At 75.3% G+C, this 24388-nt stretch carries 25 protein-coding genes; 13 read left to right on the plus strand and 12 right to left on the minus strand.

Going from position 1 to position 24388, the window contains the following annotated elements; genetic code table 11:
* Window positions 1-2 precede the first annotated feature (2 nt).
* Complete coding sequence (locus tag ACI78U_RS09615; protein WP_456875101.1) at window positions 3-1151, minus strand: LysR family transcriptional regulator; 1149 nt, start codon at window positions 1149-1151, stop codon at window positions 3-5.
* On the opposite strand from ACI78U_RS09615, the gene ACI78U_RS09620 reads away from it, so the two are divergent.
* Window positions 1053-1322 (plus strand): hypothetical protein, encoded by a 270-nt coding sequence (locus tag ACI78U_RS09620; protein WP_456875102.1) that lies wholly within the window; start codon window positions 1053-1055, stop codon window positions 1320-1322. The genes ACI78U_RS09615 and ACI78U_RS09620 overlap by 99 nt on opposite strands.
* Window positions 1319-1879 (plus strand): nuclear transport factor 2 family protein, encoded by a 561-nt coding sequence (locus ACI78U_RS09625; RefSeq protein WP_456875078.1) that lies wholly within the window; start codon window positions 1319-1321, stop codon window positions 1877-1879. The genes ACI78U_RS09620 and ACI78U_RS09625 overlap by 4 nt, the downstream gene beginning before the upstream one ends.
* Here ACI78U_RS09625 and ACI78U_RS09630 read toward each other — a convergent pair.
* The gene (locus ACI78U_RS09630) at window positions 1794-2546 is read right to left on the minus strand and encodes a B3/B4 domain-containing protein (RefSeq protein WP_456875079.1); all 753 of its coding nucleotides are present in this window, start codon (window positions 2544-2546) and stop codon (window positions 1794-1796) included. The genes ACI78U_RS09625 and ACI78U_RS09630 overlap by 86 nt on opposite strands.
* A gap of 61 nt (window positions 2547-2607) precedes the next feature.
* Window positions 2608-3027, minus strand: coding sequence for a nuclear transport factor 2 family protein (locus tag ACI78U_RS09635; RefSeq protein ID WP_456875080.1), 420 nt, complete (start codon window positions 3025-3027; stop codon window positions 2608-2610).
* A 136-nt stretch (window positions 3028-3163) separates the two neighbouring features.
* Between ACI78U_RS09635 and ACI78U_RS09640 the strand changes: the two genes are divergently transcribed.
* Window positions 3164-4066 carry a LysR family transcriptional regulator gene (locus ACI78U_RS09640; RefSeq protein ID WP_456875081.1) on the plus strand — a complete coding sequence of 301 codons (903 nt, stop codon included), beginning with the start codon at window positions 3164-3166 and terminating at the stop codon, window positions 4064-4066.
* A gap of 91 nt (window positions 4067-4157) precedes the next feature.
* Here the strand turns inward: ACI78U_RS09640 and ACI78U_RS09645 are convergent, their stop codons facing one another.
* The gene (locus ACI78U_RS09645; RefSeq protein ID WP_456875082.1) at window positions 4158-6491 is read right to left on the minus strand and encodes a glycoside hydrolase family 65 protein; all 2334 of its coding nucleotides are present in this window, start codon (window positions 6489-6491) and stop codon (window positions 4158-4160) included.
* 174 nt (window positions 6492-6665) lie between these two features.
* Between ACI78U_RS09645 and ACI78U_RS09650 the strand changes: the two genes are divergently transcribed.
* The 4 genes from ACI78U_RS09650 (at window position 6666) to ACI78U_RS09665 (ending at window position 10355) form a co-directional block, all read left to right on the plus strand.
* Entirely contained in the window at window positions 6666-7859 is a 1194-nt protein-coding gene (locus ACI78U_RS09650) for an NAD(P)/FAD-dependent oxidoreductase (protein WP_456875083.1), read from the plus strand.
* A gap of 105 nt (window positions 7860-7964) precedes the next feature.
* Complete coding sequence (locus ACI78U_RS09655) at window positions 7965-9227, plus strand: epoxide hydrolase family protein (protein WP_456875084.1); 1263 nt, start codon at window positions 7965-7967, stop codon at window positions 9225-9227.
* Window positions 9228-9392: 165 nt separating this feature from the next.
* Window positions 9393-9806 carry a RidA family protein gene (locus ACI78U_RS09660; RefSeq protein ID WP_456875085.1) on the plus strand — a complete coding sequence of 138 codons (414 nt, stop codon included), beginning with the start codon at window positions 9393-9395 and terminating at the stop codon, window positions 9804-9806.
* 24 nt (window positions 9807-9830) lie between these two features.
* On the plus strand, window positions 9831-10355 hold the full coding sequence (locus ACI78U_RS09665) for a GNAT family N-acetyltransferase (protein WP_456875086.1): 525 nt from the start codon (window positions 9831-9833) through the stop codon (window positions 10353-10355).
* A gap of 35 nt (window positions 10356-10390) precedes the next feature.
* On the opposite strand, the gene ACI78U_RS09670 is transcribed toward ACI78U_RS09665, so the two are convergent.
* The 3 genes from ACI78U_RS09670 to ACI78U_RS09680 are packed head-to-tail and all read right to left on the minus strand — an operon-like array spanning window position 10391 to window position 13596.
* Window positions 10391-11290, minus strand: a complete 900-nt coding sequence (locus ACI78U_RS09670; protein WP_456875087.1) for a carbohydrate ABC transporter permease — start codon at window positions 11288-11290, stop codon at window positions 10391-10393.
* 13 nt (window positions 11291-11303) lie between these two features.
* Window positions 11304-12254, minus strand: a complete 951-nt coding sequence (locus ACI78U_RS09675; RefSeq protein WP_456875088.1) for a carbohydrate ABC transporter permease — start codon at window positions 12252-12254, stop codon at window positions 11304-11306.
* A 13-nt stretch (window positions 12255-12267) separates the two neighbouring features.
* Window positions 12268-13596, minus strand: coding sequence for an extracellular solute-binding protein (locus tag ACI78U_RS09680; RefSeq protein ID WP_456875089.1), 1329 nt, complete (start codon window positions 13594-13596; stop codon window positions 12268-12270).
* Window positions 13597-13982: 386 nt separating this feature from the next.
* Here ACI78U_RS09680 and ACI78U_RS09685 point away from each other — a divergent pair, with 386 nt between their 5' ends.
* Complete coding sequence (locus tag ACI78U_RS09685) at window positions 13983-15842, plus strand: glycoside hydrolase family 2 protein (protein WP_456875090.1); 1860 nt, start codon at window positions 13983-13985, stop codon at window positions 15840-15842.
* A gap of 36 nt (window positions 15843-15878) precedes the next feature.
* The gene (locus ACI78U_RS09690; protein ID WP_456875091.1) at window positions 15879-16625 is read left to right on the plus strand and encodes an arginase family protein; all 747 of its coding nucleotides are present in this window, start codon (window positions 15879-15881) and stop codon (window positions 16623-16625) included.
* Between the two features lie 93 nt (window positions 16626-16718).
* Here ACI78U_RS09690 and ACI78U_RS09695 read toward each other — a convergent pair whose 3' ends face one another.
* From ACI78U_RS09695 to ACI78U_RS09715, 5 genes are all read right to left on the minus strand, one after another.
* Window positions 16719-17237, minus strand: coding sequence for a hypothetical protein (locus tag ACI78U_RS09695; protein WP_456875092.1), 519 nt, complete (start codon window positions 17235-17237; stop codon window positions 16719-16721).
* Between the two features lie 96 nt (window positions 17238-17333).
* The gene (locus tag ACI78U_RS09700; protein ID WP_456875093.1) at window positions 17334-18536 is read right to left on the minus strand and encodes an MFS transporter; all 1203 of its coding nucleotides are present in this window, start codon (window positions 18534-18536) and stop codon (window positions 17334-17336) included.
* A gap of 29 nt (window positions 18537-18565) precedes the next feature.
* Window positions 18566-19129 (minus strand): TetR/AcrR family transcriptional regulator, encoded by a 564-nt coding sequence (locus ACI78U_RS09705; RefSeq protein ID WP_456875094.1) that lies wholly within the window; start codon window positions 19127-19129, stop codon window positions 18566-18568.
* Window positions 19126-19311, minus strand: a complete 186-nt coding sequence (locus tag ACI78U_RS09710; protein WP_456875095.1) for a hypothetical protein — start codon at window positions 19309-19311, stop codon at window positions 19126-19128. Before ACI78U_RS09710 ends, ACI78U_RS09705 begins: the two co-directional genes overlap by 4 nt.
* Window positions 19312-19434: 123 nt before the next feature.
* A complete protein-coding gene (locus ACI78U_RS09715; RefSeq protein ID WP_456875096.1) occupies window positions 19435-20307 on the minus strand; it encodes a hypothetical protein in 873 nt (290 codons plus the stop codon).
* Window positions 20308-20384: 77 nt separating this feature from the next.
* On the opposite strand from ACI78U_RS09715, the gene ACI78U_RS09720 reads away from it, so the two are divergent.
* The 4 genes from ACI78U_RS09720 to amaB all read left to right on the plus strand — a co-directional run bounded on the left by ACI78U_RS09720 (window position 20385) and on the right by amaB (window position 24279).
* Window positions 20385-20792, plus strand: a complete 408-nt coding sequence (locus ACI78U_RS09720) for a winged helix-turn-helix transcriptional regulator (protein WP_456875097.1) — start codon at window positions 20385-20387, stop codon at window positions 20790-20792.
* A 52-nt stretch (window positions 20793-20844) separates the two neighbouring features.
* Window positions 20845-21483: an isochorismatase family cysteine hydrolase gene (locus ACI78U_RS09725; RefSeq protein ID WP_456875098.1), complete on the plus strand. Its 639-nt coding sequence runs from the start codon at window positions 20845-20847 to the stop codon at window positions 21481-21483.
* 77 nt (window positions 21484-21560) lie between these two features.
* Window positions 21561-22727, plus strand: coding sequence for an NAD(P)/FAD-dependent oxidoreductase (locus ACI78U_RS09730; RefSeq protein ID WP_456875099.1), 1167 nt, complete (start codon window positions 21561-21563; stop codon window positions 22725-22727).
* Between the two features lie 22 nt (window positions 22728-22749).
* The gene (gene amaB / locus ACI78U_RS09735; RefSeq protein WP_456875100.1) at window positions 22750-24279 is read left to right on the plus strand and encodes an L-piperidine-6-carboxylate dehydrogenase; all 1530 of its coding nucleotides are present in this window, start codon (window positions 22750-22752) and stop codon (window positions 24277-24279) included.
* Window positions 24280-24388: the final 109 nt, after the last annotated feature.

The raw sequence follows: 24388 nt of genomic DNA on the forward strand, positions 1-24388 counted from the left end.
CGTCAGCGGCCGCCGGCCGTGCGCAGGCGCCGGACGACGGTGCGGATCGCCGGGAGGTGCGGTGGCGGGTCGTGGCGGCGCCAGGCCACGTGGATGGTGACCGGGTCGAGGTCGACGACCGGCACGCTGGCCATCCCGTACCCCGCGAAGGGCTCGGCCGCCGCACGCAGGTTGAGGCCGAACGCGCGGCCGGTGGCGACGAGGTGGGCGTACTCGTCGGGGTTTCGCGGCTCGCACCGCCGTTCCGGGAGCCGCCCGCCGCGGTGGTCACCGGCCGCCCAGTACGCCCGCCACAGCGGGTCTCCCGCCGGCGGCACGGCCCACAGCAGGTCCTGCTGCGCCTCGAGGTCGGCCAGCCGGACGGCATCGCGGGCCGCGAGCGGGTGGTCGGCGGCGACGACCACCACCCGCGGCTCGGTCAGCAGCGGCTCGCTGTCGAGCCCGGCGGTGCTCAGCGGCAGGTTCACGATGCCCAGGTCGACGTCGCCGGCGCCCAGGCCGGCGTCGGGCGTGGCGTAGTCGTACTGCGCCAGCCCCAGGCGCAGCGCCGGCACGGCCGCCTCCACCTCGCGGACCAGGCGCATCATCATCTGGTCCCGCAGCGGCACCAGGTAGCCCAGCCGCAGCACCGTGCCGCCGTCCGCACCGCCGGCGCGCCGTGCGGCCTCCATCCCGCGGTCGACCTCGGCCAGCGCCTGCCGCGCCGAGCGCACGAACTCCTCGCCGGCCGTGGTGAGCCGCACGCTGCGGGTCGTCCGCGTGAACAGGTCCACGCCCAGAGCCCGCTCGACGGCCCGGATCTGGCGGGACAGCGACGGCTGGTCGACGTGCAGCCGGGCGGCGGCGCGGGTGAACGACAGGTCGTCGGCGACCGCGACGACGTAGCGCAGGTGGCGCAGCTCGACGTCCGTCCCGCACCACCTCCCGCGCCGGGGATTGATGCTGCGCCGGACACGAGTCGCTGTCCAGCAGCCCTTTCTCCCGCGGCGGGGCGCGGCCGCAGGCTGGCCGTGCGCCGAGGACCCTCGGCCGGCCCGACCCCAGGAGATGCCATGAGCGCCGCTCCGGCCCCGCCCGCCCCGCCGGCTCCGACCCGGCGTCCCGCTCCGACCGGCCCGCGCCGCACGCGGCAGGCCGCCCGGGCGCTGCACCTGGTCGTGGGGGGCCTGCTCGCGACTCACGTCTATCTGCCGCCCTCGCTGGCGGCCACCGCCGCGCTGCGGTGGGTCCTGGTGCTCGCCGGCGTCCCGCTGGTCGCGGCGAGCGGGCTGTTCCTCTGGAAGCAGGCGGCCGTGCGCCGGCTGCTGGCCCGCCGTCGGTGAGCGCCGTGTACCACGCGGTCGTCCGGCGCCGGATCCGGCGCGCCTTCGCGCTGCTGTCCACCGGGCAGGTCGACGCCCTGGTCGCCCAGATGGCTCCCGACGTGCACCACACCTTCCCCGGCGACCACGCCCTCGGTGGCGAGCGCACCGACCGCGAGGCGGTGCGGGCCTGGCTGCAGCGACTGCACCGGCTCTTCCCGGGGCTGCGCTTCGACGTGGGGGCCATGGCCTGCTCGGGACCCCCCTGGGACACCGTCGTCGGCGTCGAGTGGACCAACGCCGGCCCACTGCGCCACGGCTCCGCCTACGCCAACCGCGGCGCGCACGTCCTGCGACTGCGCTGGGGACGGCTGACCTCCTTCCACGCCTACCTGCACGACGCCGAGGAGTCCGCCGCGACGCTGCGCCGGCTGGCCGCCGCGGGGATCGCCGAGGCCGCCGCGCCGCCGATCACCGGCGCCGGGCCGGTCGTCAGCGCTCCCGGGCCCACCCGGGGCCGGCGAGGACCCGCCGGTGCACGGTGGCGTCCGGGCTGGTCGCCAGCAGCGCCTCGGTGAGCGCGTCGGCCGCGGCGGTGGCGTCGTCGTCGGTGAGCGGGTCGAGGACGTCGAGGACGAAGACGGCGCTGCTCGTGCCGGTGGTGATCCGGGTGCGGGTGCACTGCCGCCAGTTCCAGCGGCGGCAGGTGACGCCGGCGTGGTCGCGCCAGACGACCTCGCCGGCCTCCGGGTGCTCGACGACCGGCGCACCGCCCGCGGTGGTGTCGAACGCCTCGTCGCCCTCGGCGCGGACCAGCCGCGGCGGCCCGGCGTAGGCGGCGCGGTCCTCCCCGCCGATCGGCAGCAGGTGGGAGACGGAGACGGCGTTGTAGACGTCGGTGATCCGGTCGATGCGCGGCAGGCCGTCCCGGTCGAGGCGGCGCAGCAGGGCCTCCACGCTCGGGCGGGTGCGCTGCGGCCGGGCGCCGAAGGCCCGGTAGGCCGCCCGCCAGGCGGCCGGGTGCGGCAGCTCCTCGGGTGACCGGCCGGCGAGCAGCCGCCGGGCGTCGTCCTCGGCGGCGGCCAGGACCCGCTCGCTCACCGCGTCGCCGGGACCGCCGCGGAGGCCGTCGGCGGTCAGCAGCACCGCCCGGTAGTCCGGCCGCAGGTCGAACACGTCCGGGTCGACCGCGGCGCCCGCCAGCCAGTCGTGCGCCGTGCCGGTGCCCTCCGGGTCGCTGGTCACCTGGGGCCTCCGTCGTCGGGGTCGGTCCGGCCTCCCGACGGTAGGCCGGACCGGCCGACGCTCAGCCGGCGGTGCCGTACAGCGGGGAGAGGTCCTGGTAGAGGCGGACGGAGGTGACCGCGCCGTCGTCCCCGCGGTCGGTCCAGGCGGTGGCCCGGACGGTGACCCGCCGGCCGTCGGCGCCGTCGTAGTGGTTGAGGGCCTCGAGGACGAAGCGGTGGTCGTCGCCGTACACGTTGAGCGGCTCGTGCACCAGCGTGTAGCCCATCGCGGTCACCGACCCCCAGAACTGGTCGAGGCCCTTGGCCGCGACCTCGCGGCCGACCATCGGCTCGTCGTTGTTGAACTGGATCGAGACGTCCGGGGACAGGAAGGACGAGTAGCGCTCGAGGTCGTAGGCGTCCAGCGCGGCCAGGTACTGCTGGTACCACTCCCAGCCGGCCGCACTGAGCTGGTTGACGCGGAGCCTGCCCAGTTCCACGGGTCGGTCCTCTCGTTCGTGACGGGGGTGCGGGGCACCCAGAGCGTCCCGGGCGCGACGGGCGGTGGGGAAGGCGTCGGTGATGACGGTTGCCCCCGGTCTTGATGACGGGCCGTCATGGATGTACGCAGGCGCCGTGGGCGAGCTGGACCTCCGTCTGCTGGCGCCCTTCGTCGCCCTGGCCGAGGAGCTGCACTTCGGGCGCGCGGCGTCCCGGCTGCACGTCACGCAGTCCGGGCTGTCGCAGCAGATCCGCCGGCTGGAACGCCAGCTCGGCGTGGCGCTGTTCGAGCGGGACACCCGCCACGTCCGGCTGACCGCGGCCGGCCAGGCGTTCCTCACCGGGGCCCGCGAGTCGGTCGCCACGGCCCACCTGGCGGTCCGGGAGGCCCGGCGCGCGGCGGAGGTCCGGACGCCGCTGCGGGTCGGCGTCGACATCGACTGTCCCCAGGCGGTGGTCCGGCGGGTGCGGCTGTTCGGCGCGACCCGGGCCGACGTCGAGCTCCGGTTGCACCTCCAGCAGCAGGACGACGTCGTCCGCGACCTGCTCGACGACCGTCTCGACCTGGCCGTGGGCTGGACCGCCCCGCCGCCGGGCGCCGACTCGCTGGAGTCCGCGCCGTTCGTCCCCGTCGTCCTGCACGGGGTGGTCCGCGCCGACGACCCGCTGGCCGCGGGCGACCGGCTCTCCCGGCGGGAGCTGTCCGGCCGGTGCCTGGTCGTCTACTCGCCCAGCCTCGAGACCCGGCCGTTCTACGACTTCTTCCTGTCCTGCTTTCCCGACCCCCGCGGACGGTTGCCGCAGGTCACGCACGTGCCCGTCCTGGACGACGCCCAGGCGGCGATGCTCGACGCCGTCGAGGACCTCGGCGGCTTCACCCTGTGCGTGGGCGACGACCCGCCGGACCTCGACGGGCGGCGCCTGGTGACCCGCCCGTTCGACCCCCCGGTGGTGGCCGGGCTGGTGGCGATGTGGCGCGCCCGCCGCCGGCCGGCCCTGCTGGCGGACCTGACGCGCTTCGTGCAGCCGGCCCGCTGAGCGGGCTCTGCCGGCTCGTTCCCTGCTCTGCCGGCCCGATCGCGCCCGCAGTGCCCGGAAGCAGCCGGCAGAGCGCGGGTCCGGGCATCAGTCAGCTGAGCGGTTCGCGACCGGCCGGCTGCCGCGGCTCGGCGAGCAGCGGGGTGGGGGCGCGCAGCGGCACGCGCACCGGCTCGCCGGGCGCCACCCGGTGACGGGCGCCGTCGACGACGACGGTCACCGGCTGCTCGCCGCGCTCGAGCGTGACCGTGGTGCCCTCCCGGGTCGTCTCGACGCGGAGCAGCCGGTCTCGCCAGGTGACGCGGTAGGCGGTGCGCGAGAGCGCGGACGGCAGCAGCGGCGCCAGCTCGAGGTCCTCGTGGTCCTCCCGCAGGCCACCCAGGCCGGCGACGAGGGCCAGCCAGGTGCCGGCCACCGAGGCCATGTGCAGGCCGTCGGCGGTGCCGCCGGTGAGGTTGCGCAGGTCGACCAGGGCGGCCTCCCGCAGGTAGCGCAGCGCGAGGTCGGGGTGCTGGGCCTGCGCGCACACGACCGCCTGCACGGCGGCCGACAGCGAGGAGTCCCGGACGGTGCGCGCCTCGTAGTACTCGAGGTCGCGCGCCACCTCCTCGTCGGTGAACTCGTCGCGGCACCACCACAGCGCCTGGACGAGGTCGGCCTGCTTGAGCACCTGCCGGCGGTAGAAGTCGGCGTAGTGGTGGTGCTCCTGCACCGGGTAGCGGTCGCGCTCGTCCTCGAAGGGCCACTCCCGGTAGGTGGTGAAGTCCTCGTTGCTCGGGTGCACGCCCAGCCGCTCGTCCCACGGGACGTGCACGGCGTCGGCCGCGGCCCGCCAGGCGGTGGTCTCGGCGTGGTCCACGCCCAGCTCCGATGCGCGCTCGGGCAGCCGCTCGCACGCGTCGGCGGCCCACCGGAGGTTGCGCCGGGCCATGAGGTTGGTGAAGACGTTGTCGTCGACGACGCCCGTGTACTCGTCCGGCCCGGTCATGCCGAACAGGTGCCAGGCGCCGTCCGCGTCCTCGTGGCCCACCGACGCCCACGCCCGCGCCGTCTCGACCAGCACCTGCAGGCCGCCGACGGAGTCGAGGTCGCGGCCGGTGACGTTCTGGTGCAGCCAGAAGGCGCGGGAGATGTCGGCGTTGACGTGCATCGCCGCCGTGCTGGCGGGCCAGTACGCCGAGGTCTCGGGCCCGCTGATGGTGCGCCACGCGAAGCACGCCCCCGCCAGCCCCAGCGTGCGGGCACGGTCGCGGGCGGGGCCGATCGTGTCGGCGCGCCACCGCAGCAGGCGGGCGGCCGCGTCCGGGCGCAGCAGCGACAGGGCGGGCAGGACGAACCCCTCGACGTCCCAGAAGGTGTGGCCGCTGTACCCGACGCCGGTCAGCCCCTTGGCGCCGACGGGGGCACCGGAGATGCAGGCGGCGGAGCAGAACAGCTGGAAGACGGCGTAGCGCAGCGCCTGCTGCAGCTCGGCGTCGCCGTCGACCTCGACGTCCGCGGTGGCCCACAGCTCGTCGAGCACGGTCCGCTGCGCGGCGAGCAGGCCGTCCCACCCGAGGTCGAGCGCGGAGCTCACCGCGGCCGACGCCTGGCCCAGGACGGAGTCGGACCCCGCGTCACGCGACCAGCCGTAGCCGACGACCTTGACCACCGTGAGGCGCTCCCCGGGGGACAGGTCGGCCGCGACCGTGGTGACGACGTGCTGCTCGTCGACGTGGGTGCCGACCCGCCCGCCGTCGACCTCGTGCCCGACCGCGGCCGCCACCGTGATGCCCGACCGGCGGGTCCGCTCCACGAGCGCGCCGCCGGTCTCGCTGCCGATCTGCGCCCGCGGCTCGAAGGCCTCGTCCAGGGCCTCCGCCACGCGGGGGTCGTCGTTGTCCACGCCCGCCGGGGTCACCTCGCCGGCGGCGAGCTCGGACCGCACGACCACGTGCGCCGACCCGTCCAGGACGCGGACCTCGTACCGGACGGCGAGGACCGACCGCTCGGCCAGGGAGACCAGCCGCCGTGAGGACACCTCCACCGTCGGGCCCGACGGCGACGTCCAGTGCACGCGGCGGTCGAGCGTCCCGGCGCGCAGGTCGAGGGTGCGCTCGTGGACCTGCGGCGGGACCTCGCGCACGTCCAGCGGGACCCCGTCGACCAGCAGGCGCAGCGGCGTGCCGTCGGCGACGGTGAGCATGGCCTGCCCCTCCTCGGGGTGCCCGTAGCCGCCCTCGGGATAGGACAGCGGGTGGGTCTCGTAGACCCCGGACAGGTAGGTGCCGCGCATGCCGAAGGGCTCGACCTCGTCGAGCGTCCCCCGGACCCCGAGGAAGCCGTTGCACAGGCTGAAGACGGACTCGGCGACGTCGAGCGTCCCGGGGTCCACCCGCGGCTCGCGGACCGTCCACGGGGCGGTGTCGAGGGTCGGGGCACTCACGGGGGGTCCTCACCTGCGTCGTCCGGGAACGGGACGGACGCCGGGGCCCGGCGTCCCGCCCCCGTCCTACCGGTCGGCGCACCCCGGCGCGATCCGGGACGACGGCGGTGTGCAGGGTGGCGGTGCCGGACGGGACCGCCGTCGGGCGGCAGAGCACACGAGAGGTGGATCCGCATGAGCAGCAGCTCGGTCCCGCTGTGGCAGGACGAGCCCGCCCGCCCGCGGCCCGCGCTGGAGGGCGAGACGCACGCGGACGTGTGCGTGGTCGGCGCCGGCGTGGGCGGGCTGGCCACCGCCCGGCGGCTGCTCGACGCCGGGCTGTCGGTCGTCGTGCTGGAGCGGTCCGCGGTGGCCTCCGGCGCGAGCGGCCGCAACGGCGGCTTCTTCATCGCCGGCGCCGCGCCGATGTACCACGACACCCGCGCCCTGTGGGGTCGCGAGCGGGCGGTCGCCGTCCACCGGGCGACGCTGGACGCCCAGCGGGAGATGCTCGAGGTGGCCGAGGCCGTCGGCGCCCGCCGGCACTTCCGGCTCGACGGGATGCTGCGGCTCGCCGTCGACGGCACCGAGGCCGACGACGTCCGGCGGCACGCCGCGGCGCTCGCCGAGGACGGCTTCCCGGGAGAGCTGGTGGCCGGCGACGACCTGCCCGGGCCGCTCGCCCGGCCGGAGCGGGCCGGGCTGTACCTGCCGAACGACGGGTCGGTGCACCCGGTCCGGTGGCTGCGGGCGCTGGCCGACGCCCTCGAGGCCCGCGGGGCGCGGGTGTTCGAGCGGTCACCGGTGGTCGGGCCGCCCGCCGTCGACGGCGACGGCGTCCGCGTGCGGACCGCGTCCGGTGCCGTGCGGTGCGACCGCGCCGTCGTGGCCGTGGACGGCGACCTGGCGGCGCTGGTGCCGTCGGCGGCGGCGGTCCGGCCGCGGCGGCTCAACATGCTCGCCACGGCACCGCTCGGGCGGACGGTGCTCCCGTCCCCGGTCTACTCCCGCTACGGCCACGAGTACGTGCACCAGACGGCGGACGGGCGGATCGCCCTCGGGGGCTTCTCCGACCTCGACGGGGCGGCGAGCTGGACCGACCGCGCCGAGGTCTCCGGGCCGGTGCAGGCCCGGCTCGACCGGTGGCTGGTCGAGGAGCTCGGGGTGCGCGCGGAGGTGACGCACCGGTGGGCCGGCGTCGTGGGCTTCGCCGACGACCCGATGCCCCGGTGCGGGCCGGTGCCGGGCACGGACGGCCGGGTGCTGGCGCTGGGCGGTTACAACGGCACGGGCCACGTGCAGGCCTGGGTCGCCTCCGGCGTGGTGGCCGACCTGGTCGTCACCGGCCGGAGCGCCTCGGCCGGCCTGTACGGCGCCGTCGACGCCTGAGGTCCCGGGCGGGAGGACCCGGGGGTCTCCCTGGCGCGAGCGCCGGCCGGGGCGGCGCAGGGTCGACGGCGAGCCCCGCTCCGCCCGGACCACCAGGAGGCACCCATGTCCCGGTCGACCGTCCCCGCGACGCCGGCAGCCGCCCAGGAGGAGGGTGCGATCCGCCCGTTCCGGATCGAGGTCCCCGACGCCGCGCTCGCCGAGCTGCGCCGGCGGGTCGAGCAGACCGTTTGGCCGGACCGCGAGACGGTCCCGGACACCTCCCAGGGAGTGCCGCTGGCGACGATGCAGGAGCTGGCGCGGCACTGGGCGACCGACTACGACTGGCGCCGCTGCGAGGCGCGCCTCAACGCGCTGCCGCAGTTCGTCACCGGGATCGACGGGCTCGACATCCACTTCCTGCACGTGCGCTCGCGGCACGAGGACGCCCTGCCGCTGGTGGTCAACCACGGCTGGCCCGGGTCGGTCGTCGAGCAGCTGAAGATCATCGAGCCGCTGGTCGACCCGACGGCGCACGGCGGGGACGCCGCGGACGCCTTCCACGTGGTCGTCCCGTCGATGCCCGGCTACGGGTTCTCCGGCAAGCCGACCGGCCCGGGCTGGGGGCCCGAGCGGATGGCCCGGGCCTGGGCCGAGCTGATGGGCCGGCTGGGCTACGACCGGTACGTCGCGCAGGGCGGGGACTGGGGCGCCTTCGTCGTCGACCAGCTGGGGCTGCAGGCACCCGAGGGACTGCTCGGCATCCACACCAACATGCCGGCCACCGTGCCGGCCGACGTCAACGCGGCCGCGCTGGCCGGCGCGCCGCCGCCGGACGGGCTGTCGGAGGAGGAGCGGCGCGCCTACGCGCAGCTCGTCCGGACGTTCGGGCAGGTCGAGTACGCCCGCTACATGGCCGCGCGCCCGCAGACGCTGTACGGCATCGCCGACTCGCCGGTCGGCCTGGCCGCCTGGCTCCTCGACCACAACGACGCCGACGGGCAGCCGGCCGCGGCCGTGCTCGCGGCGCTGGAGCGCACGACGAGCGACACCGGCGAGCTGACCCGCGACGAGGTCCTCGACAACGTGACGCTGTACTGGCTGACCAACACCGGGGTCTCGGCCTCCCGGCTGTACTGGGAGTACCGCGGCGGGTTCTTCGACGCGAAGGGCGTCACCGTCCCCGTCGCCGTCAGCGTGTTCCCGGGCGAGCAGTACCAGGCCCCGCGCAGCTGGACCGAGAGCGCCTACCCCGGCCTGGTCCACTACCGCCAGGTCGAGAAGGGCGGGCACTTCGCGGCCTGGGAGCAGCCGTACCTGTTCGTCGACGAGCTCCGGGACGGCTTCCGGTCGCTGCGCACGCCCCGGATCCCCGAGCAGCGGAGCTGACCTGCCCGGAGTCCCTGGCGGCGGGAGAGCTGGTCGTCGCCGACGGGGCGACCCAGGTCGTGGACGCCGACGGGGCCGGTCCACCCGGTTCACCGTGCTCGACCGTGGAGCCCGGTTCGAGGGCCGCTACCGGAGCTGACCGGCCGACACCACGAGGAGGCAGACATGGGCAGGTTCGAGACCTTCGGCTTCGGCGTCCCCTGGGAGGACCTGGCCAACTACTCGCAGGCCGTGCGGGCCGGCGACCGGCTGTACGTCTCGGGGCAGCTGTCACACGACGCGGACGGGACGTTCCTCCACGAGGGCGACGTCGAGGGCCAGACCGAGGTGACCCTGGCCAACCTCGACGCCGTCCTGGGCCGGTTCGGCGCCCAGCGCACCGACATCGTGGAGATGAACGTCTTCCTGGTGGGCCTGCGGGCGAACTTCGCGCCGGCGATGGCCGTGTGCAAGCGGTACTTCGGCGACCACCGCCCCGCCAGCAACGCCTTCGGCGTGGTGGAGCTGGCCCTCCCCGAGCAGCTGATCGAGATCGCCGCGACGGCGGTGCTGGCCCCCGCCGGGGCGGCGGCGACCTGACCCGGTCACCGGCCGGAGGGGACCGTGCACACCACGGCGACCGAGGTGCGACCCCTGACGCTCGAGGACGCGGAGGCGCTGCTGGAGTCGGCCGACGCGTTCCGCGCGCGCTCGGGGCTCGACCTCGCGGAGGGCTGGCTCGTCTTCCCCGAGGCGCTCCCGGCGACGGTCGAGGCGCTCCGCTCGGGCGTGCCGCCCGAGTGGTCCAGCCACCTGCTCGTCGACCCGGTGCACCGCGTCGTCGTCGGGCTCGGCGGGTTCACCGGACCGCCCTCCGACGGCGTGGTCGAGGTCGGCTACAGCGTGGCTCCCGGCCACCGCGGCCGCGGCCACGCCACCGCGGCGGTGCGGCTCTGGCTGGCCTCCGCCGCGGCGCACGGGGCGTCGCGGGCCCGGGCGCACACGCTGGCCGAGGAGAGCGCCTCGACGGCCGTCCTGGCCCGGCTCGGGTTCGAGCGGGTCGCCCGGCTCGAGGACCCGGAGGTCGGTCCCGTGTGGCGGTGGGAACGACCCCTGACCGGTGGCGGCCCGACCGGGGACCGCGCGTAGACCGGGTGGTCCCCGCAGGGGACGCTGCTCCCGCGCTACTTGATGCCGGTGTTCGCGACCCCCTGCGCGATCTGGCGCTGGAGGACCAGGAAGACGGCGAGCAGGGGCAGGATGCCGAGGACGGCGGAGGCCATGGTCTCGGCGTACTGGATCGCGGAGCCGCCGACCAGGCTGCTGAGCCCGACCGGGATCGTCTGCGACTTGGTCTGCGTGAGGACCAGCAGCGGCCAGAGGAAGGCGTTCCAGGACGTGATGAACGTCAGGATCGCCACCGCCGAGATCGCCGGCCGGGACAGCGGCATGGCGATCCGGGAGTAGATCCGCCACCAGCTGGCACCGTCGAGCCGGGCGGCCTCGATGAGGGCCACCGGGATGGCCTTGATGAACGAGTGGAAGACGAAGAGGGCCACGGGGAGGGCGACCGAGGGCAGGATGACCGCCCAGTAGGTCCCGAGCAGGCCGAGGGCCCGGAACTCGAGGAACTGCGGCAGGACGAGCGCCTCCACGGGCACCATCAGGCCGGCCAGGATCAGCCCGAACACCACGTACTTCCCGCGGAAGTTCAGGTTGACCAGGGCGAAGGCGGCCATCGAGCAGACCACCACGGTGAAGACGACCGTGAGGGTGGAGATGATGAAGCTGTTGACGTACCACCAGCCGATGGGGCTCGACTCCCACGCGTAGCTGTACGCGTCGAGGTTCCAGCTGCTCCCCCACGGGTTCGTGGGGTTCGCGGCGATCTCCTCGTTGGGCCGCAGCGACGTGATCAGCGCCCACAGGAACGGGACCAGCCAGATCAGGGCGAAGAGCGTCACGCACGTGGCGGTGAGCCGGTTGAACAGCTTCGTGCCCTGGTCCTGCTCGCCCCGCCGGCGCGAGCGCCTCGTGCCGGGACTCTCGGTGTCGGCCGCGGGCGCGGCCATCGCCGTCGACATCGTCGGGCTCCCCTCAGGCGTTCACGGAGGTGTTGCGCCGCCGGACCAGGAACCAGCCGACGCTGACGACGACCAGGACCACGAAGTAGACCATCGTCGCGGCGGCCGCGTAGCCGCCCCGGTAGGCGGAGAAGCCGGTGTCGAAGATGTACTGGATGACCGGGCGCGTCGTGTAGTTCGGGCCGCCGTTCAGCAGGATGTAGATCTGGTCGAACACCTTCAGCGACGACAGGACCTGCAGGATCAGCACGAGGCCGATGGTCGGGCGCAGCAGGGGGACGGTGATCATCCGGATCTGCTGCCACGGCCCGGCGCCGTCGAGCGTCGCCGCCTCGTAGACCTCCTCCGAGATCTCCTGGATGGCCGCGGTGTAGAGGATGAAGTTGAAGCCGAACGTCCACCACACGGTGAGCAGGACGACGGCGAACCAGGCACCCGAGGTGCTGCCGAAGAAGTCGGGGGCGGTGAGCCCGAACCAGCCGAAGGCGTTGGTGATGAGCCCGGTCTCGGGCGTGTACATGAACGCGAAGATGAGGCAGACCGCGGCCGAGGGCACGACGTACGGGGCGAAGAAGGCCAGCCGGTAGAACGCCTGGCCGCGGGCCAGGCGCGAGACGAGGACGGCGAACAGCAGCGGCAGCAGCACCAGGATCGGTGTGGTCAGCAGCGTGAACAGCGCCGAGTGCCACATCGACGCCCAGAAGTCGGCGTTGGTCAGGACGTCGGCGTAGTTCGAGAAGCCGACCCAGCTGCCGATGCCGGCTCTCACCGTCGTGGTGTTGAACAGGCTGATCACCAGGCCGATGACCACCGGGCCGATGAGGAAGGCGAGGTAGAGGGCCAGGAACGGGGTGGCGAACAGCCAGCCCGCCCGGTTCTCCGGACGCGGGGGCTTCCCCGCGGTCGCGGCGCGGTGGCTGACCTCGACCCCTGACCTGGGCGCGGGGAGAGCGGTGGCGGTCATGTCGGTCTCCGAACTACACGGGTGGCCGGGCGGTGGAGAACGTCTGCAGGCTGCTGGTCATGGCGTCGACACCGGCCGCGGGGTCGGTGGCACCGGTCAGCACGCTGGCGACGACGGAGCCCATGGCGGTCTGGAAGTCCGAGCCCGCTCCGGTGTACCAACCCTCCGGGTCGTAGACCGCGTTGAAGGCCGCCTCCGTGTAGTTGCTCTGCGGCTGGAGCTCGAGGAACTCCTCGCTCTCCTGCACCGGTAGCCAGGCGGGGACGTGCCCGCCGTCCGCCCAGGTCGAGCTCTGGTCCAGCAGGCCCTGGACGAAGCGCACGGCGTCCGCCGTCCGCTCGTCGGAGCGTCCGGGACTCGCCGGGATGACCAGTGCGTGCGAGTCCGCGTAGGCGACCGGCTCGGGACCGAGGAGCGCGGGGAAGGGCACGACGTTGAAGTCGAGGCCCTCGACGTCCCGGTACGTCGGGATCTGCCAGACACCGTCGAACAGGAAACCGACCTCGCCGTTGCTGAAGAGGGTCGACGACGTCGTCGACGTGGCGGTGCGTGGCATCAGTCCCAGGTCCCCGGTGAGGCTCTGCAGGAAGGCGAACGACTCCTCCATCGCGGCGCTGTCGATCGTGACCCTGGTGCCCAGGTCCTCGACGATCGGCCCGGCCAGACCGGAGTAGGTCATCAGGAAGAGGCGCCAGCAGGTCGAGGGGTCCACCGTGATCGACGCGACCGCCGCGTACTCGTTGCCGGTCGAGTCCTTCATCGCCTGCAGGGCGGCGACGAAGTCGTCGCTGTTCCTCATGGGCCTGAGGTTCTCGCCGGACTCGTCGAGCAGGCCGGCCTGCCCCGCCAGTTCGGTGTTGTAGTAGAGGACGAACGGGTGGGTGTCGAGCGGTACCGCGTACGTGGTGCCGTCCACCGTGGCCTTCTCCCAGGCGGCCGGCGTGAACCTGTCCTCGGTGATCCCCACGGCGGCGAACTGGTCCGCGACGGGCTCGAGCAGTCCGGCCTGCGCCAGGAGGGGCACCCGGGACAGGTGCGCGACGGTCACGTCGGGCGGGCGTCCGCTCGACGTCGACAGCGCGAGCTTGGTGTAGAAGGGGTTGCCCCAGGAGAGCAGCGCGGACTCGACCGACGTGCCGGACGACTCGCGGTAGGTGTCCAGCATGGTGGCCATGTTCTCGCCGTCACCGCCGCCGAACAGGTGCCAGAAGATGACGTCGGCCGTCCTCGGCTGCGCCCCGGTGAGGCTGGAGGCGATCGGTGACGCGCACCCCGACATCGCGACGGCCAGCGAGACGCTGCCCCCGGCGGCGAGGAACTGGCGACGCGAGAAACCGCTCATCGAGGTATGTCCAGTCGTAGCCGGGAATGCCGGACCCGAGGACTGTTGCACGGCTTTCTGATCAACGGCAACCCGAGGTATTCCACCGTGCGGGATTCGTGACCGAAACGCATTTCCGGAATTGCGGTGAGCGAGTCCCGTTCGATGGCATCGCTGCTGGTGAGCCCTTTCCGGGAGCCGCCACGGGGTCCGTTCCGACAGGTGTCCGGCCGGCCGTGCGCGGTGGACGACGGCTCCGGGACGGACCCGCCGGTGCCCGGCGCGGTCTCGCACCTGACAGCATCGACGGCAGCGGCGTGTCCATCGCCCACCGACCCGGTCATCCGCGGCGAGCCCGCCCCCGGACCCCGGGACCCGCTCGTCGACCCCGAACCCGAGGAGTGACCATGCCCGCACGCGCCACCCAGCAGGACGGCACGCATCCGCGCCCGCAGCTGCTGCGTGAGGAGTGGACGGACCTCTGCGGGACGTGGCAGCTGGCCTTCGACGACGACCGCGCCGGGGGCGCCGGGGGCTGGGCGGAGCTGACCGACCTCGGCGACCGCGCCGTCTTCGACCGCGACGTCACGGTGCCCTACCCGCCGGAGTCCGAGGCGTCGGGGGTCGCCGACCCCCGCCCGCACCCGGTGGTCTGGTACCGGCGGAGCCTGCGGCTGGCCGACGTCGCGGGAGCCGACGCGGTGCGCGAGCGGGGACACCGCGTCGTGCTCCGGTTCGCCGCGGTCGACTACACCGCGCGCGTGTGGCTGGACGGCCGGCTGCTCGGTGAGCACGAGGGCGGCCAGACGCCGTTCTCCTTCGACGTCACCGCACTGCTCGCGGCCGGTGACGCCGATGCCGAGCACGTGCTGGTCGTGCGGGCGGAGGACGACCCGCGCGACGTGACGCAGCCCCGGGGCAAGCAGGACTGGCTCGACGAGCCGCACAGCATCTGGTACTCCCGGACCAGCGGCATCTGGCAGCCGGTGTGGGGCGAGGTCCTCCCGGCGGTCTCCGTCGAGCACCTGGCCTGGACCCCGGACGTCGCCGGCGCCGCGGTGCACCTGGGCATCACGCTCCGCGAGACACCGGCCGAACCGGTCACGGTGGCGGTGCGGCTGGAGCTGGACGGGCAGCTGCTGGCCGAGCACCGCGTGCGCGTGGCGGAGCAGCGCACCCGCACCACCGTGGCCGTGCCCGCGCTGCAGAACGGGCAGGCCCGCCAGGACATGACCTGGTCGCCGGAGACGCCCCGGCTCGTCGACGCCGTCGTGCGGGTGCTCGCCGGTGACGGGGACGGCGAGGTGCTCGACGAGGTCGCCAGCTACCTGGGGCTGCGCACCGCCGCCGTGGGAGGGCGGGCCTTCCTGCTCAACGGCCTGCCGTACTACGTGCGCTCGGTGCTGGGGCAGGGGTACTGGCCCGAGTCCCACCTGACCGCACCGGACGCGGGGGCGCTGTGCCGCGAGGTCGAGCTGGTCAAGGAGCTCGGCTTCAACGCCGTGCGGGTGCACCAGAAGGTCGAGGACCCCCGTTTCCTGTACTGGTGCGACCGGCTCGGCGTCCTCGTGTGGGGCGAGACGGCCAACGCCTTCGCCTTCTCCCCGGAGGCCGTGCGGCGGCTCACCGCGGAGTGGCTGGACGTGGTGCACCGGGACGTCAGCCATCCCTGCATCGTCACGTGGGTGCCGATGAACGAGAGCTGGGGCGTGCACGACGTCGCCACCGATCCGGCACAGCAGGCCTACACCGTCGCGCTCGCCGCCCTGACCCGGGCGGTGGACCCGAGCCGGCCGGTGGTGAGCAACGACGGCTGGGAGCACACCGACAGCGACCTGTGGACGGTGCACGACTACGCCGACACCGGGGCGGTCCTCGCCGAGCGGTACGGGTCGGCGGACCTGCTCACGGCGCTCGAGGACTTCTGGCCCGCGGGGCGTCGCGTGCTGCTGCCGGGGGCCGTCGACCGGGAGCAGCCGCTGATGCTCACCGAGTTCGGCGGCGTGCGGTACACCCCCGTGCCGCCCCACGAGGTGCCCGCGGAGCGCACCTGGGGCTACTCCACCGCCGAGGACGCCGAGGACTTCGCCCGGCGGCTGGAGGACCTGCTGTCCGCCGTCCACGCCTCACCCGTGCTGGCCGGGTTCTGCTACACCCAGCTCACCGACACGATGCAGGAGGCCAACGGCCTGCTCGACGAGTACCGGCAGCCCAAGCTGCCGGTGGAGCGACTGCGGCAGATCATCACCGGCCGGCGCCGGGACTGAGACCGCGCGTCGGGAGCCGGGAGAGAGGATCCCGGCATGACGACGTTCGTGGTGCCCTACCACCTCGACGAGCGGCTGCCCGGACGGACCACCGGCTTCCCCGTCGACCGCGAGCTCACCGCCGACCTGCCCTCCGGAACGCCGTGGCAGCGCATGGCGGTCCTCTACGAGCAGGTCGCCCGGGAGGTGGCCGGAGCCCGGGCCCCGGCGCTGGTCGTCTCCGGCGACTGCACCACGAGCCTGGGGGTGCTCGCGGGCCTGCAGCGGGCCGGCCGGGACGTCGGGATCGTCTGGTTCGACGCGCACGCCGACTTCCACACCGAGGCCACGACGACCTCGGGCTACCTGGGCGGCATGCCGCTGGCACTGGCCGCGGGGGTCGGGACCCCCACGCTCCCCGACGCGCTCGGGCTGCGCCCGACCCCGCCCTCGCGCGTGGTGCTCGTCGACGCCCGCGACACCGACCCGCCGGAGCACGACCTGCTCGAGGACGCCGGCGTGCGGCGCCGCCAGGTGCCCGGCCTCACCGCCGCGGACCTCCCCGACGGGGAGCTGTACCTGCACGTCGACCTCGACGTGTGCGACCCCGGGGACCTGCCGGACCTGATCTTCCCCGCGCCCGGCGGCCCGGCGCTCGACGAGGTCCTCGGGGCCGTCGGCCGGGTCCTGGCGACCGGACGCGTCGCCGCGGTCGGCCTGGCCGCGACCTGGCGGGACCGGGACCGGCTCGCGGCCGCGCACGAGCGGGTCCTCGCGGCGGTGCGCGCCCTCGTCCACGGCTGAGCACGGACTGCCGGCTGGTTGCGGGCTCTGCGGGCGCGATCGCGCCGGCAGAGCGCGGGAGGAACCGGCAGGGGGTCGGCAGCGCGGCGGGGTTCAGGGAGCCGGTTCCACCGGCCGGGCGGGCGCGGGCACCGCGGAGCCGGCGCGCCGCAGCCGGTCCATCGCCGTCTCCAGCCCGGGCCGCGACGGGGGGCCCGCCGAGCGCAGCTCCTCCCGGTACCCGGCGAGGGCGACCTCGGCGTCGGCCAGGGCCGCGCGCACCCCGGGACGGTCCGGACCGGCGTCGACGGTGACCCGCCCGGCCCGCAGCTCGAGTTCCGCCGTGCGGGCCAGGAGGACGTCGTCGACGGTCGGCCCGGCGACCGGCTGCTGCGCCGCCCTCGCCACCCCGGCGTGCAGCGCGTCGATGCCGCGGTCGAGGTCGGTGACGTAGCCGGCCCAGGCCGCCGCGTCCACGCTCTCGCACCGCGCGTGGACGTGCCGCAGCCGCGTCCACAGGGTCGACAGGCCGTGTCCCGTGGGACCGTCGACGGCGCCGTCGCGAGCGGTGAGCAGCCCGTCGACCTCGGCGAGCCGCCGCTCGCGCAGGCCGGACCCGTGCGCTGCGTCCATGGCGGCACCGTGGGGAGCGGCCCGGCGCGGCGGGCGTCGGGCGGGTGAAGACGCGGTGTCCAGGACGTGCCGCCCGTGCACCGCGGTCGGCCGAGCTCAGGCCGACCGGGTCACCGTCCGGGGCAGCACCCGGCCGAGCACCAGCGTGACGACGCCGGCGACGACGACCGCGGTCAGCGCCACGCGCAGGCTGGTGGCGTCGGCGACCGCGCCGATCAGCGGCGGGGAGGCGAGGAACCCGACCCGCAGCAGCCAGTTCACCGCGGTCAGGCCGACGCCGTGGCGCAGGCCCGGCAGGTCGTCGGCAGCCGCGTAGACCGCGGGGACGAGGGTCGCCACGCCCAGGCCGGCCAGGGTGAACCCGACGAGCGTGGTGCCCAGCGACGGCAGCGCGAGGGCCAGCCCCATGCCGACCGCGATGAGCGCGCCACCGACCCGGGCCACCCGGCGCTGGCCGAACCGGTCGACGACGCGGTCGCCGGTGAGCCGGCCCACCGTCATCGCCCCCTGCAGGGCGACGAACCCCAGGCCCGCGGTGGCCGCGCCCACGCCGATCTCGCCGCGCAGGTACAGCGCCGCCCAGGACGCCCCGGCGTCCTCCACGAACGCGCCGGCCGTGGCGAGGACGCCGAGCGCCGCCAGCGCGGGCAGTGCGGCGCGCACGGAGCCCCGGGTGACCTGCTGCGGGCCGGCACCGGCCGCGGTGTCCTCGTGGTCCGGGCCGGGCAGCATGCGGCGGTAGGCGGCCAGGGACACCCCGGCGAACACCACCGCGACGACGCCCAGGTGCACCCCCAGCGGGATCCGCAGCCCGGCCGCGGCCGAGCCGAGAAGCCCGCCGGCGACCGCGCCGATGCTCCAGAGACCGTGGAAGGCGTTGAGGATCGACCGGTCGTAGCCGCGCTGCACCCGCAGCCCGTGGGCGTTCTGCGCGACGTCGACGACGGCGTCGAGCGCACCGGCCACGAACAGCGCCGCCGCGAGCAGCCACCACGACGGCGCCACGGCGGCGGCCCAGACGGCGGCGGCCAGCACGACCAGTCCCCACGAGGCCACCCGCGCCGAGCCGAACCGGCGCATGAGCGCGGCCGAGGCCAGGGCGGAGACCAGGGCGCCGAGGGGCAGCGCGGCGAGCGCGGTGCCGAGGGTGGCATTGGTCAGGTCGAGCCGGTCCTTCACCTCGGGCAGCCGGGGCACGAGGTTGGCGTAGAGGACGGCGTTGGTGAAGAAGCAGGCCGCGACCGCGGCCCGGGCGGCGCGCAGGCGCGCGGGGACGGTCGCCGGGAGGGTGTCCGACACGGGGTCCTGTCCTGGTCGAAGGGGAGGGGTCAGCGCGCGAAGCGGTGGACGGCCGCGCGGATCTGGTCGTGGTCCATCGGGTCGGTCGAGAGGGCGCTGTGCAGTATCAGCCCCTCGACCAGGGCGTCGAGCTCCCGCGCGGTCACGGGGTCGAAGTGCCGCTCCAGGCTGCGCCGGCTGCGCTGCATCCAGTCCTGCGTCACCGCGCGCAGCGCCGGCCGGCGGGCGGCGGCCACGTACAGCTCGACGGCGAGCACGAAGTCACGGCCGGAGCCGAGCAGGTCACCGGTGAGGTGGCCGACCAGCGCCTCGATCGCCCCGGCGCGGTCAGCGGCGCCGCGCATCCGCTCGTCGAAGCGCGGCGCGACCTCGTCGACGTGCCGGGTGAACGCGGCGGCGTGCAGCTCGTCGAGCGAGGAGAAGTGGTAGGTCAGCGACCCCAGCGGCACGTCGGCCGCGCGGGCGATGGCCCGGTGCGTGGCGCCGGTGACGCCGACGTCGGCGATGACGTCCAGCGCGGTGGCCACCAGCCGCTCGCGGCGTCCGGGGTCGTGCCGGCGCGGTCGCCGGGCGGGCGCCGGGGCGGCGCTCATCCGCGCTCCAGGGTCCGGACCACCCGGGCGGGGTCGCCGACGGCCACGACGTCGGCCGGTAGGTCGCGCGTGACCACGGAGCCCGCGCCGACGACCGTGTTCTCGCCGATGGTCACGAGGTCGCCCGCGAGCATCCGCTCCCGCATCGTCCGGGTGTCGTCCGCGGCGGACACCGAGGTCATGCGGACGAGCGTACACACCGATGCGTACGTCCGTCCGCATCGGTAGCGTGCTGCAGCACCGGCAGTGCACGAGGAACCCGGGCAGTGCGACGACGGGGCGCCCCGGCACGGCGGCGCGGCCGGTCAGAGCAGCGGGGCGAGCACCGCCCGCGCCCACACCGCCGCCGGCGTGGGGGACAGCCCGAGGCGGGCCCAGTGCGGTGCCGCGTCCGGGGCCATCAGCGGGTTCGGCTCCTCCGGCATCGCCCCGTAGGCGCCGGCCACCCCGGCGGCCGCCTCGTCGCCGAGCACCGGGCGGAGCAGGTCGCCGTACTCCTGGGGCGTCACCCGGGTGAAGACGACCTCCCGGCCGAGGCCCCGGCCGATCTCGGTGGCGAGCTCGTCGAAGGTGAGCACCTCCGGCCCGGCCAGCGGGAGCAGCTCGCCGGTGACGTCGTGCACGAGGGTCACGGCGAGCGCGGCCGCCACGTCGTGCGAGGCGATCCAGGCGAGCCGGTCGCCGGCCGGGCGCGGGTACACCAGCCGGCCTCCGCGCAGGGCGTCCAGGGCCCAGGGCGCCGCGTGGTTCTCGAGGTAGGCGGTCGGCGTGAGCACCGCGACGCCGGCGTCGAGCAGCCCCTCGGCCAGGAGCCGGGCGCCGTAGGGGTCCGGCGCACCCGGGGGAGGGACCGGGGTGCCGGTGTTGACCGCCACCGGCAGCCCGGTCCGGCGCAGGGCCGCCAGCGACGCGGCCACCGCGGGCATGCCCGGCCCGACCCGGAGCGGCAGGTGGGCCGCGACCGCGGCCGCGCCGTCGGCGGCGGCGAGCACCGAGGCGGTGTCGGTCAGGTCGGCGACGACCGCGTCCTCGCCGGCGGCGGCCCACCCGGCCGCCCGGTCGGGGTCCGTCGTCGCGCGCCGCGGGACGGCGCCGGCCCGCCGCAGCGCCGCGGGCAGGGCGGCGCTCTGCGAACCCGCGGTGCCGAAGGCGAGGACCGTGCGTCCGGTGAGGTCCATGCTGTCTCCTCGCTGGTTACGATCGGGAACCAGGTCATCGTCGATGGCCCGGTCGGCGGCCACAAGGAGGCACGTCCGTGACGCCTGGGAACACGGGTGTGACCGCGCCGGCGACGTCGCGGCGGGCGGCCGACCCCTGCCCGGTGCGCGACGTCCTCGACCGGGTCGGCGACAAGTGGTCGGTGCTGCTGGTCGTGCGCCTGCAGCAGGGGCCGGCCCGCTTCTCCGAGCTGCTGCGCGGGGTCGAGGGGGTGTCCCGGCGGATGCTCACCCGCACGCTGCGGCTGCTCGAGCGCGACGGGCTGGTCTCGCGCACGGTCTACCCGACCGCGCCGCCGTCGGTGGAGTACGCGCTCACCCACCTCGGCCGCGAGCTCGCCGGGCCGCTGGACGCGCTGACCGGCTGGGCGGTCCGGCACCGCGCCGACGTCGAGCGGGCCCGGCACGAGTACGACCGGCGCCCGGTCCCCGGCGGGCCGCGGTGAGGACCGCACGCCGCGTCTGGTGACGGCGGCCTGCGGCTGGGAGGCTCCTGCCGTGCAGCGTGCCTTCGGCCTGGAAGTGCCCGAGACCGTCGCCGAGATGTGCCGCCCGGCGGCCGCGGCCGTCGTGGTCTACGACGCGCAGGTGGGCATCCTGCGCCACGTCCGCGACCGCGACGGGCTGGTGCAGCGGATCCGCCGGGTGCTGGACGCCGCCCGGGCCGCCGGCGTCCCCGTCCTCTACGTGCGGCACGTGTCGCTGCCGCCCTCGCACCTGGGCGTGGCCGCCCTGCGCACCGCCATGGCCTGGCAGCGGGTCGACCGGGCCGACGCGGTGCGCTCGGCGTTCCCGCCCGGCGCCGAGCACACCGGCATCACCCCGGAGCTCGCCCCGGCCGACGGCGAGCCGGTGTTCGACAAGCTCGGCATGTCGGCGCTGGTCGGCACGCCGCTGGAGGCGGTGCTGCGCGACCGCGGCGTCACCACCCTGGTGCTCGTCGGGGCGGTGCTGGAGATCGGCATCGAGCCCACCGCCCGGCACGCCGCCGACCTCGGCTTCCTGCCCGTCGTCGTGGACGACGCCTGCGGCGTGGTCGACGAGGAGGCGGCGCAGCGGTCGCTGGTGAGCCTGGACTACAGCCTGCTGTCCCACCGCTGCACGACCGGCGAGGTCGTCGCGGCGTTCGGGGGCTGAGCCCGGCGCGGGGGATGGTGCCGGGCGGGGTCCTCGCCCAGGATGGGGGGTCCTGCCCCGCGACCCGGAGGACCTCGATGACCGCACCGTCCCGCCAGCTCCCGCCGTCGGCCCGCGTGGTCGTCGTCGGCGGAGGCGTCATGGGGCTGGCCACGGCCTACGAGCTGGCCCGGGCCGGGGTGCGCGACGTCGTCCTGGTCGACCGGGACGCCTTCGGCGCGGGCTCGACCAGCCGGGCGGCCGGCGGCGTGCGGGCGATGTTCTCCGACCCGGTCAACATCACCCTCGGCGCGCGCAGCCTGGAGACCTTCCGCGACTTCCCGGCGCGCTTCGGGCAGGACATCGACTTCGCCGAGGTCGGCTACCTGTTCCTGCTGTCCACGCCCGAGGCCGTCGCCGCCTTCGAGGCCGCCGTCGCGCTGCAGAACGACCTCGGCGTCCCCAGCCGCATGATCGACGTCGCCGAGGCCCGGCGGCTCTCGCCGCTCATCTCCCCGGACGGGCTGCTGGCCGCCGCCTGGTCGCCCACCGACGGGCACTGCACGCCCGAGTCGGTGGTGCTCGGCTACGCGTCGGCCGCCCGCCGCGCCGGCGCCACGCTGCTGCCCAACTGCGCGGCCACCGGCATCGACGTCACCGACGGCCGGGTCACCGCCGTGCACACCCCCGCGGGGACCGTCCGCACCGACACCGTCGTCTGCGCCGCGGGCGCCTGGTCGGCCGAGGTGGGGGCCTGGGCCGGGGTGGACCTGCCGGTCAGCCCGCTGCGCCGGCAGGTGCTGGTCACCGAGCCGGTGCCGGGCCTCGACCCGCACACGCCGTTCACGATCGACTTCGACACCTCCTTCTACTTCCACCGGGAGGGCCGGGGCCTGCTCATGGGCATGTCCGACCCCGACGAGACCCCCGGCTTCCGGCTCACCCGCTCCGACGCCTGGTTGCCCCGGCTGGGCGAGGCGATCGAGCGGCGGGCCCCCGCGCTGGCCGGCGTCGGCGTCGCCAGCGGCTGGGCCGGGCTGTACGAGATGACGCCGGACCACAACGCGCTCATCGGCCGCGCCGACGAGGTCGAGGGGTTCCTCTACGCCACCGGCTTCTCCGGGCACGGCTTCCTCATGGGGCCGGCCGTCGGCGAGGTGGTGCGCGACCTGTACCTGGGCCGGGAGACCCTCGTCGACGTGTCCGGACTGGGTGCGGCACGCTTCCGGGGAGCGGGGGCCCGCCCCGAGCTCAACGTCGTCTGAACCACCAGCACAGAGGAGAACCGTGACCAGCCTGCCCACCGCCGAGGAGCTCCGCCGACTGGCCGAGGACGCCGCCCGCCGCTGCGGGGTCGACCTCGACGCCGTCGCCGGGGACCACCCGGTGACCTCCCCGGTCAACGGGGAGCGGCTGCTGTCGGTGCGGCGGCAGACCGCGGCCGACGTCGAGACCGCCGTCGCGCGGGCCGGGGAGGCGTTCCGTGAGTGGCGCACCGTCCCCGCGCCGGTGCGCGGCGCGCTCGTGCGCCGCCTCGGCGAGCTGCTGCGCGAGCACAAGGCCGACCTCGCCACCCTGGTGAGCATCGAGGTCGGGAAGATCACCTCCGAGGCGGCCGGCGAGGTCCAGGAGATGATCGACATCTGCGAGTTCGCCGTGGGCCTGTCCCGGCAGCTCTACGGGAAGACGATCAGCTCCGAGCGGCCCGGCCACCGGCTCATGGAGACCTGGCACCCGCTGGGCGTCGTCGGCGTCATCAGCGCGTTCAACTTCCCGGTCGCGGTCTGGTCGTGGAACACCGCGATCGCGCTGGTCTGCGGCGACCCGGTCGTGTGGAAGCCCTCGGAGCTCGCCCCGCTGTCGGCGCTGGCCTCGGCCGCGCTGCTGGACCGGGCGATCGCCGAGACCGGTGCGCCGGAGGGCCTGAGCCAGGTGCTGATCGGCGGCGCCGACGTCGGCGAGGCGCTGGTCGACTCGCCCGGCATCGCGCTGCTGAGCGCCACCGGCTCCACCCGCATGGGCCGCGCGGTGGGCCCGCGGGTGGCCGACCGCTTCGGCCGGTCGCTGCTCGAGCTCGGTGGCAACAACGCCGCCATCGTCACCCCCTCGGCCGACCTCGACCTCACCACCCGCGGCGTCGTCTTCTCCGCCGCCGGCACCGCCGGCCAGCGCTGCACCACGATGCGCCGGGTCATCGCGCACGTCGACGTCGTCGACGCCCTGGTCGAGCGGGTCGCCGCCGCCTACCGGAACCTGCCGATCGGCTCGCCCCTGGAGGCCGGCACGCTCGTCGGCCCGCTGATCCACGACGCCGCCTACAAGGGCATGCAGGACGCCCTGGAGGCCGCACGCCAGCAGGGCGGCGAGGTCGTCGTCGGCGGTGGCCGGCGGCTGGCCGACGAGGCGCCCGACGCCTGGTACGTCGAGCCGGCGCTGGTCCGCATGCCCGGCCAGACCGACATCGTGCGGCAGGAGACCTTCGCCCCGGTGCTCTACGTGCTGCCCTACCGCACGCTGGAGGAGGCCGTCGCGCTCAACAACGACGTCCCGCAGGGGCTGTCGTCGACGATCTTCACCTCCGACCACGCCGAGGCGGAGCGGTTCCTCGCCGCCGACGGCTCCGACTGCGGCATCGCCAACGTCAACATCGGCACCTCGGGTGCGGAGATCGGCGGGGCCTTCGGCGGGGAGAAGCACACCGGCGGCGGCCGGGAGTCCGGCTCCGACGCGTGGAAGGGCTACATGCGCCGGGCCACCAACACGATCAACTTCTCCGGCGAGCTGCCGCTGGCGCAGGGCGTCGAGTTCCCCATCTGAGACGCCGACGGGCGGCCCCCCCCCCCGGGGGGCGGGCGGGCGGCGGGGGGGGGCTTGCCCCCCCCGGGGGGGGGTGTTTTTAATTATGGTCAAAGTTGGTTAGTCCCCC

The sequence above is a fragment of the Geodermatophilus sp. SYSU D00710 genome, assembly GCF_054050195.1.

Bases quoted from the DNA above. Each gene is read 5' to 3' on its own strand.
- ACI78U_RS09620 (WP_456875102.1), top strand. From the start codon at position 1,053: ATGAGCGCCGCTCCGGCCCCGCCCGCCCCGCCGGCTCCGACCCGGCGT.
- ACI78U_RS09650 (WP_456875083.1), top strand. From the start codon at position 6,666: ATGAGCAGCAGCTCGGTCCCGCTGTGGCAGGACGAGCCCGCCCGCCCG.
- ACI78U_RS09655 (WP_456875084.1), top strand. From the start codon at position 7,965: ATGTCCCGGTCGACCGTCCCCGCGACGCCGGCAGCCGCCCAGGAGGAG.
- ACI78U_RS09660 (WP_456875085.1), top strand. From the start codon at position 9,393: ATGGGCAGGTTCGAGACCTTCGGCTTCGGCGTCCCCTGGGAGGACCTG.
- ACI78U_RS09670 (WP_456875087.1), bottom strand. From the start codon at position 11,290: ATGTCGACGGCGATGGCCGCGCCCGCGGCCGACACCGAGAGTCCCGGC.
- ACI78U_RS09675 (WP_456875088.1), bottom strand. From the start codon at position 12,254: ATGACCGCCACCGCTCTCCCCGCGCCCAGGTCAGGGGTCGAGGTCAGC.
- ACI78U_RS09680 (WP_456875089.1), bottom strand. From the start codon at position 13,596: ATGAGCGGTTTCTCGCGTCGCCAGTTCCTCGCCGCCGGGGGCAGCGTC.
- ACI78U_RS09685 (WP_456875090.1), top strand. From the start codon at position 13,983: ATGCCCGCACGCGCCACCCAGCAGGACGGCACGCATCCGCGCCCGCAG.
- ACI78U_RS09690 (WP_456875091.1), top strand. From the start codon at position 15,879: ATGACGACGTTCGTGGTGCCCTACCACCTCGACGAGCGGCTGCCCGGA.
- ACI78U_RS09695 (WP_456875092.1), bottom strand. From the start codon at position 17,237: ATGGACGCAGCGCACGGGTCCGGCCTGCGCGAGCGGCGGCTCGCCGAG.
- ACI78U_RS09705 (WP_456875094.1), bottom strand. From the start codon at position 19,129: ATGAGCGCCGCCCCGGCGCCCGCCCGGCGACCGCGCCGGCACGACCCC.
- ACI78U_RS09710 (WP_456875095.1), bottom strand. From the start codon at position 19,311: ATGACCTCGGTGTCCGCCGCGGACGACACCCGGACGATGCGGGAGCGG.
- ACI78U_RS09715 (WP_456875096.1), bottom strand. From the start codon at position 20,307: ATGGACCTCACCGGACGCACGGTCCTCGCCTTCGGCACCGCGGGTTCG.
- ACI78U_RS09730 (WP_456875099.1), top strand. From the start codon at position 21,561: ATGACCGCACCGTCCCGCCAGCTCCCGCCGTCGGCCCGCGTGGTCGTC.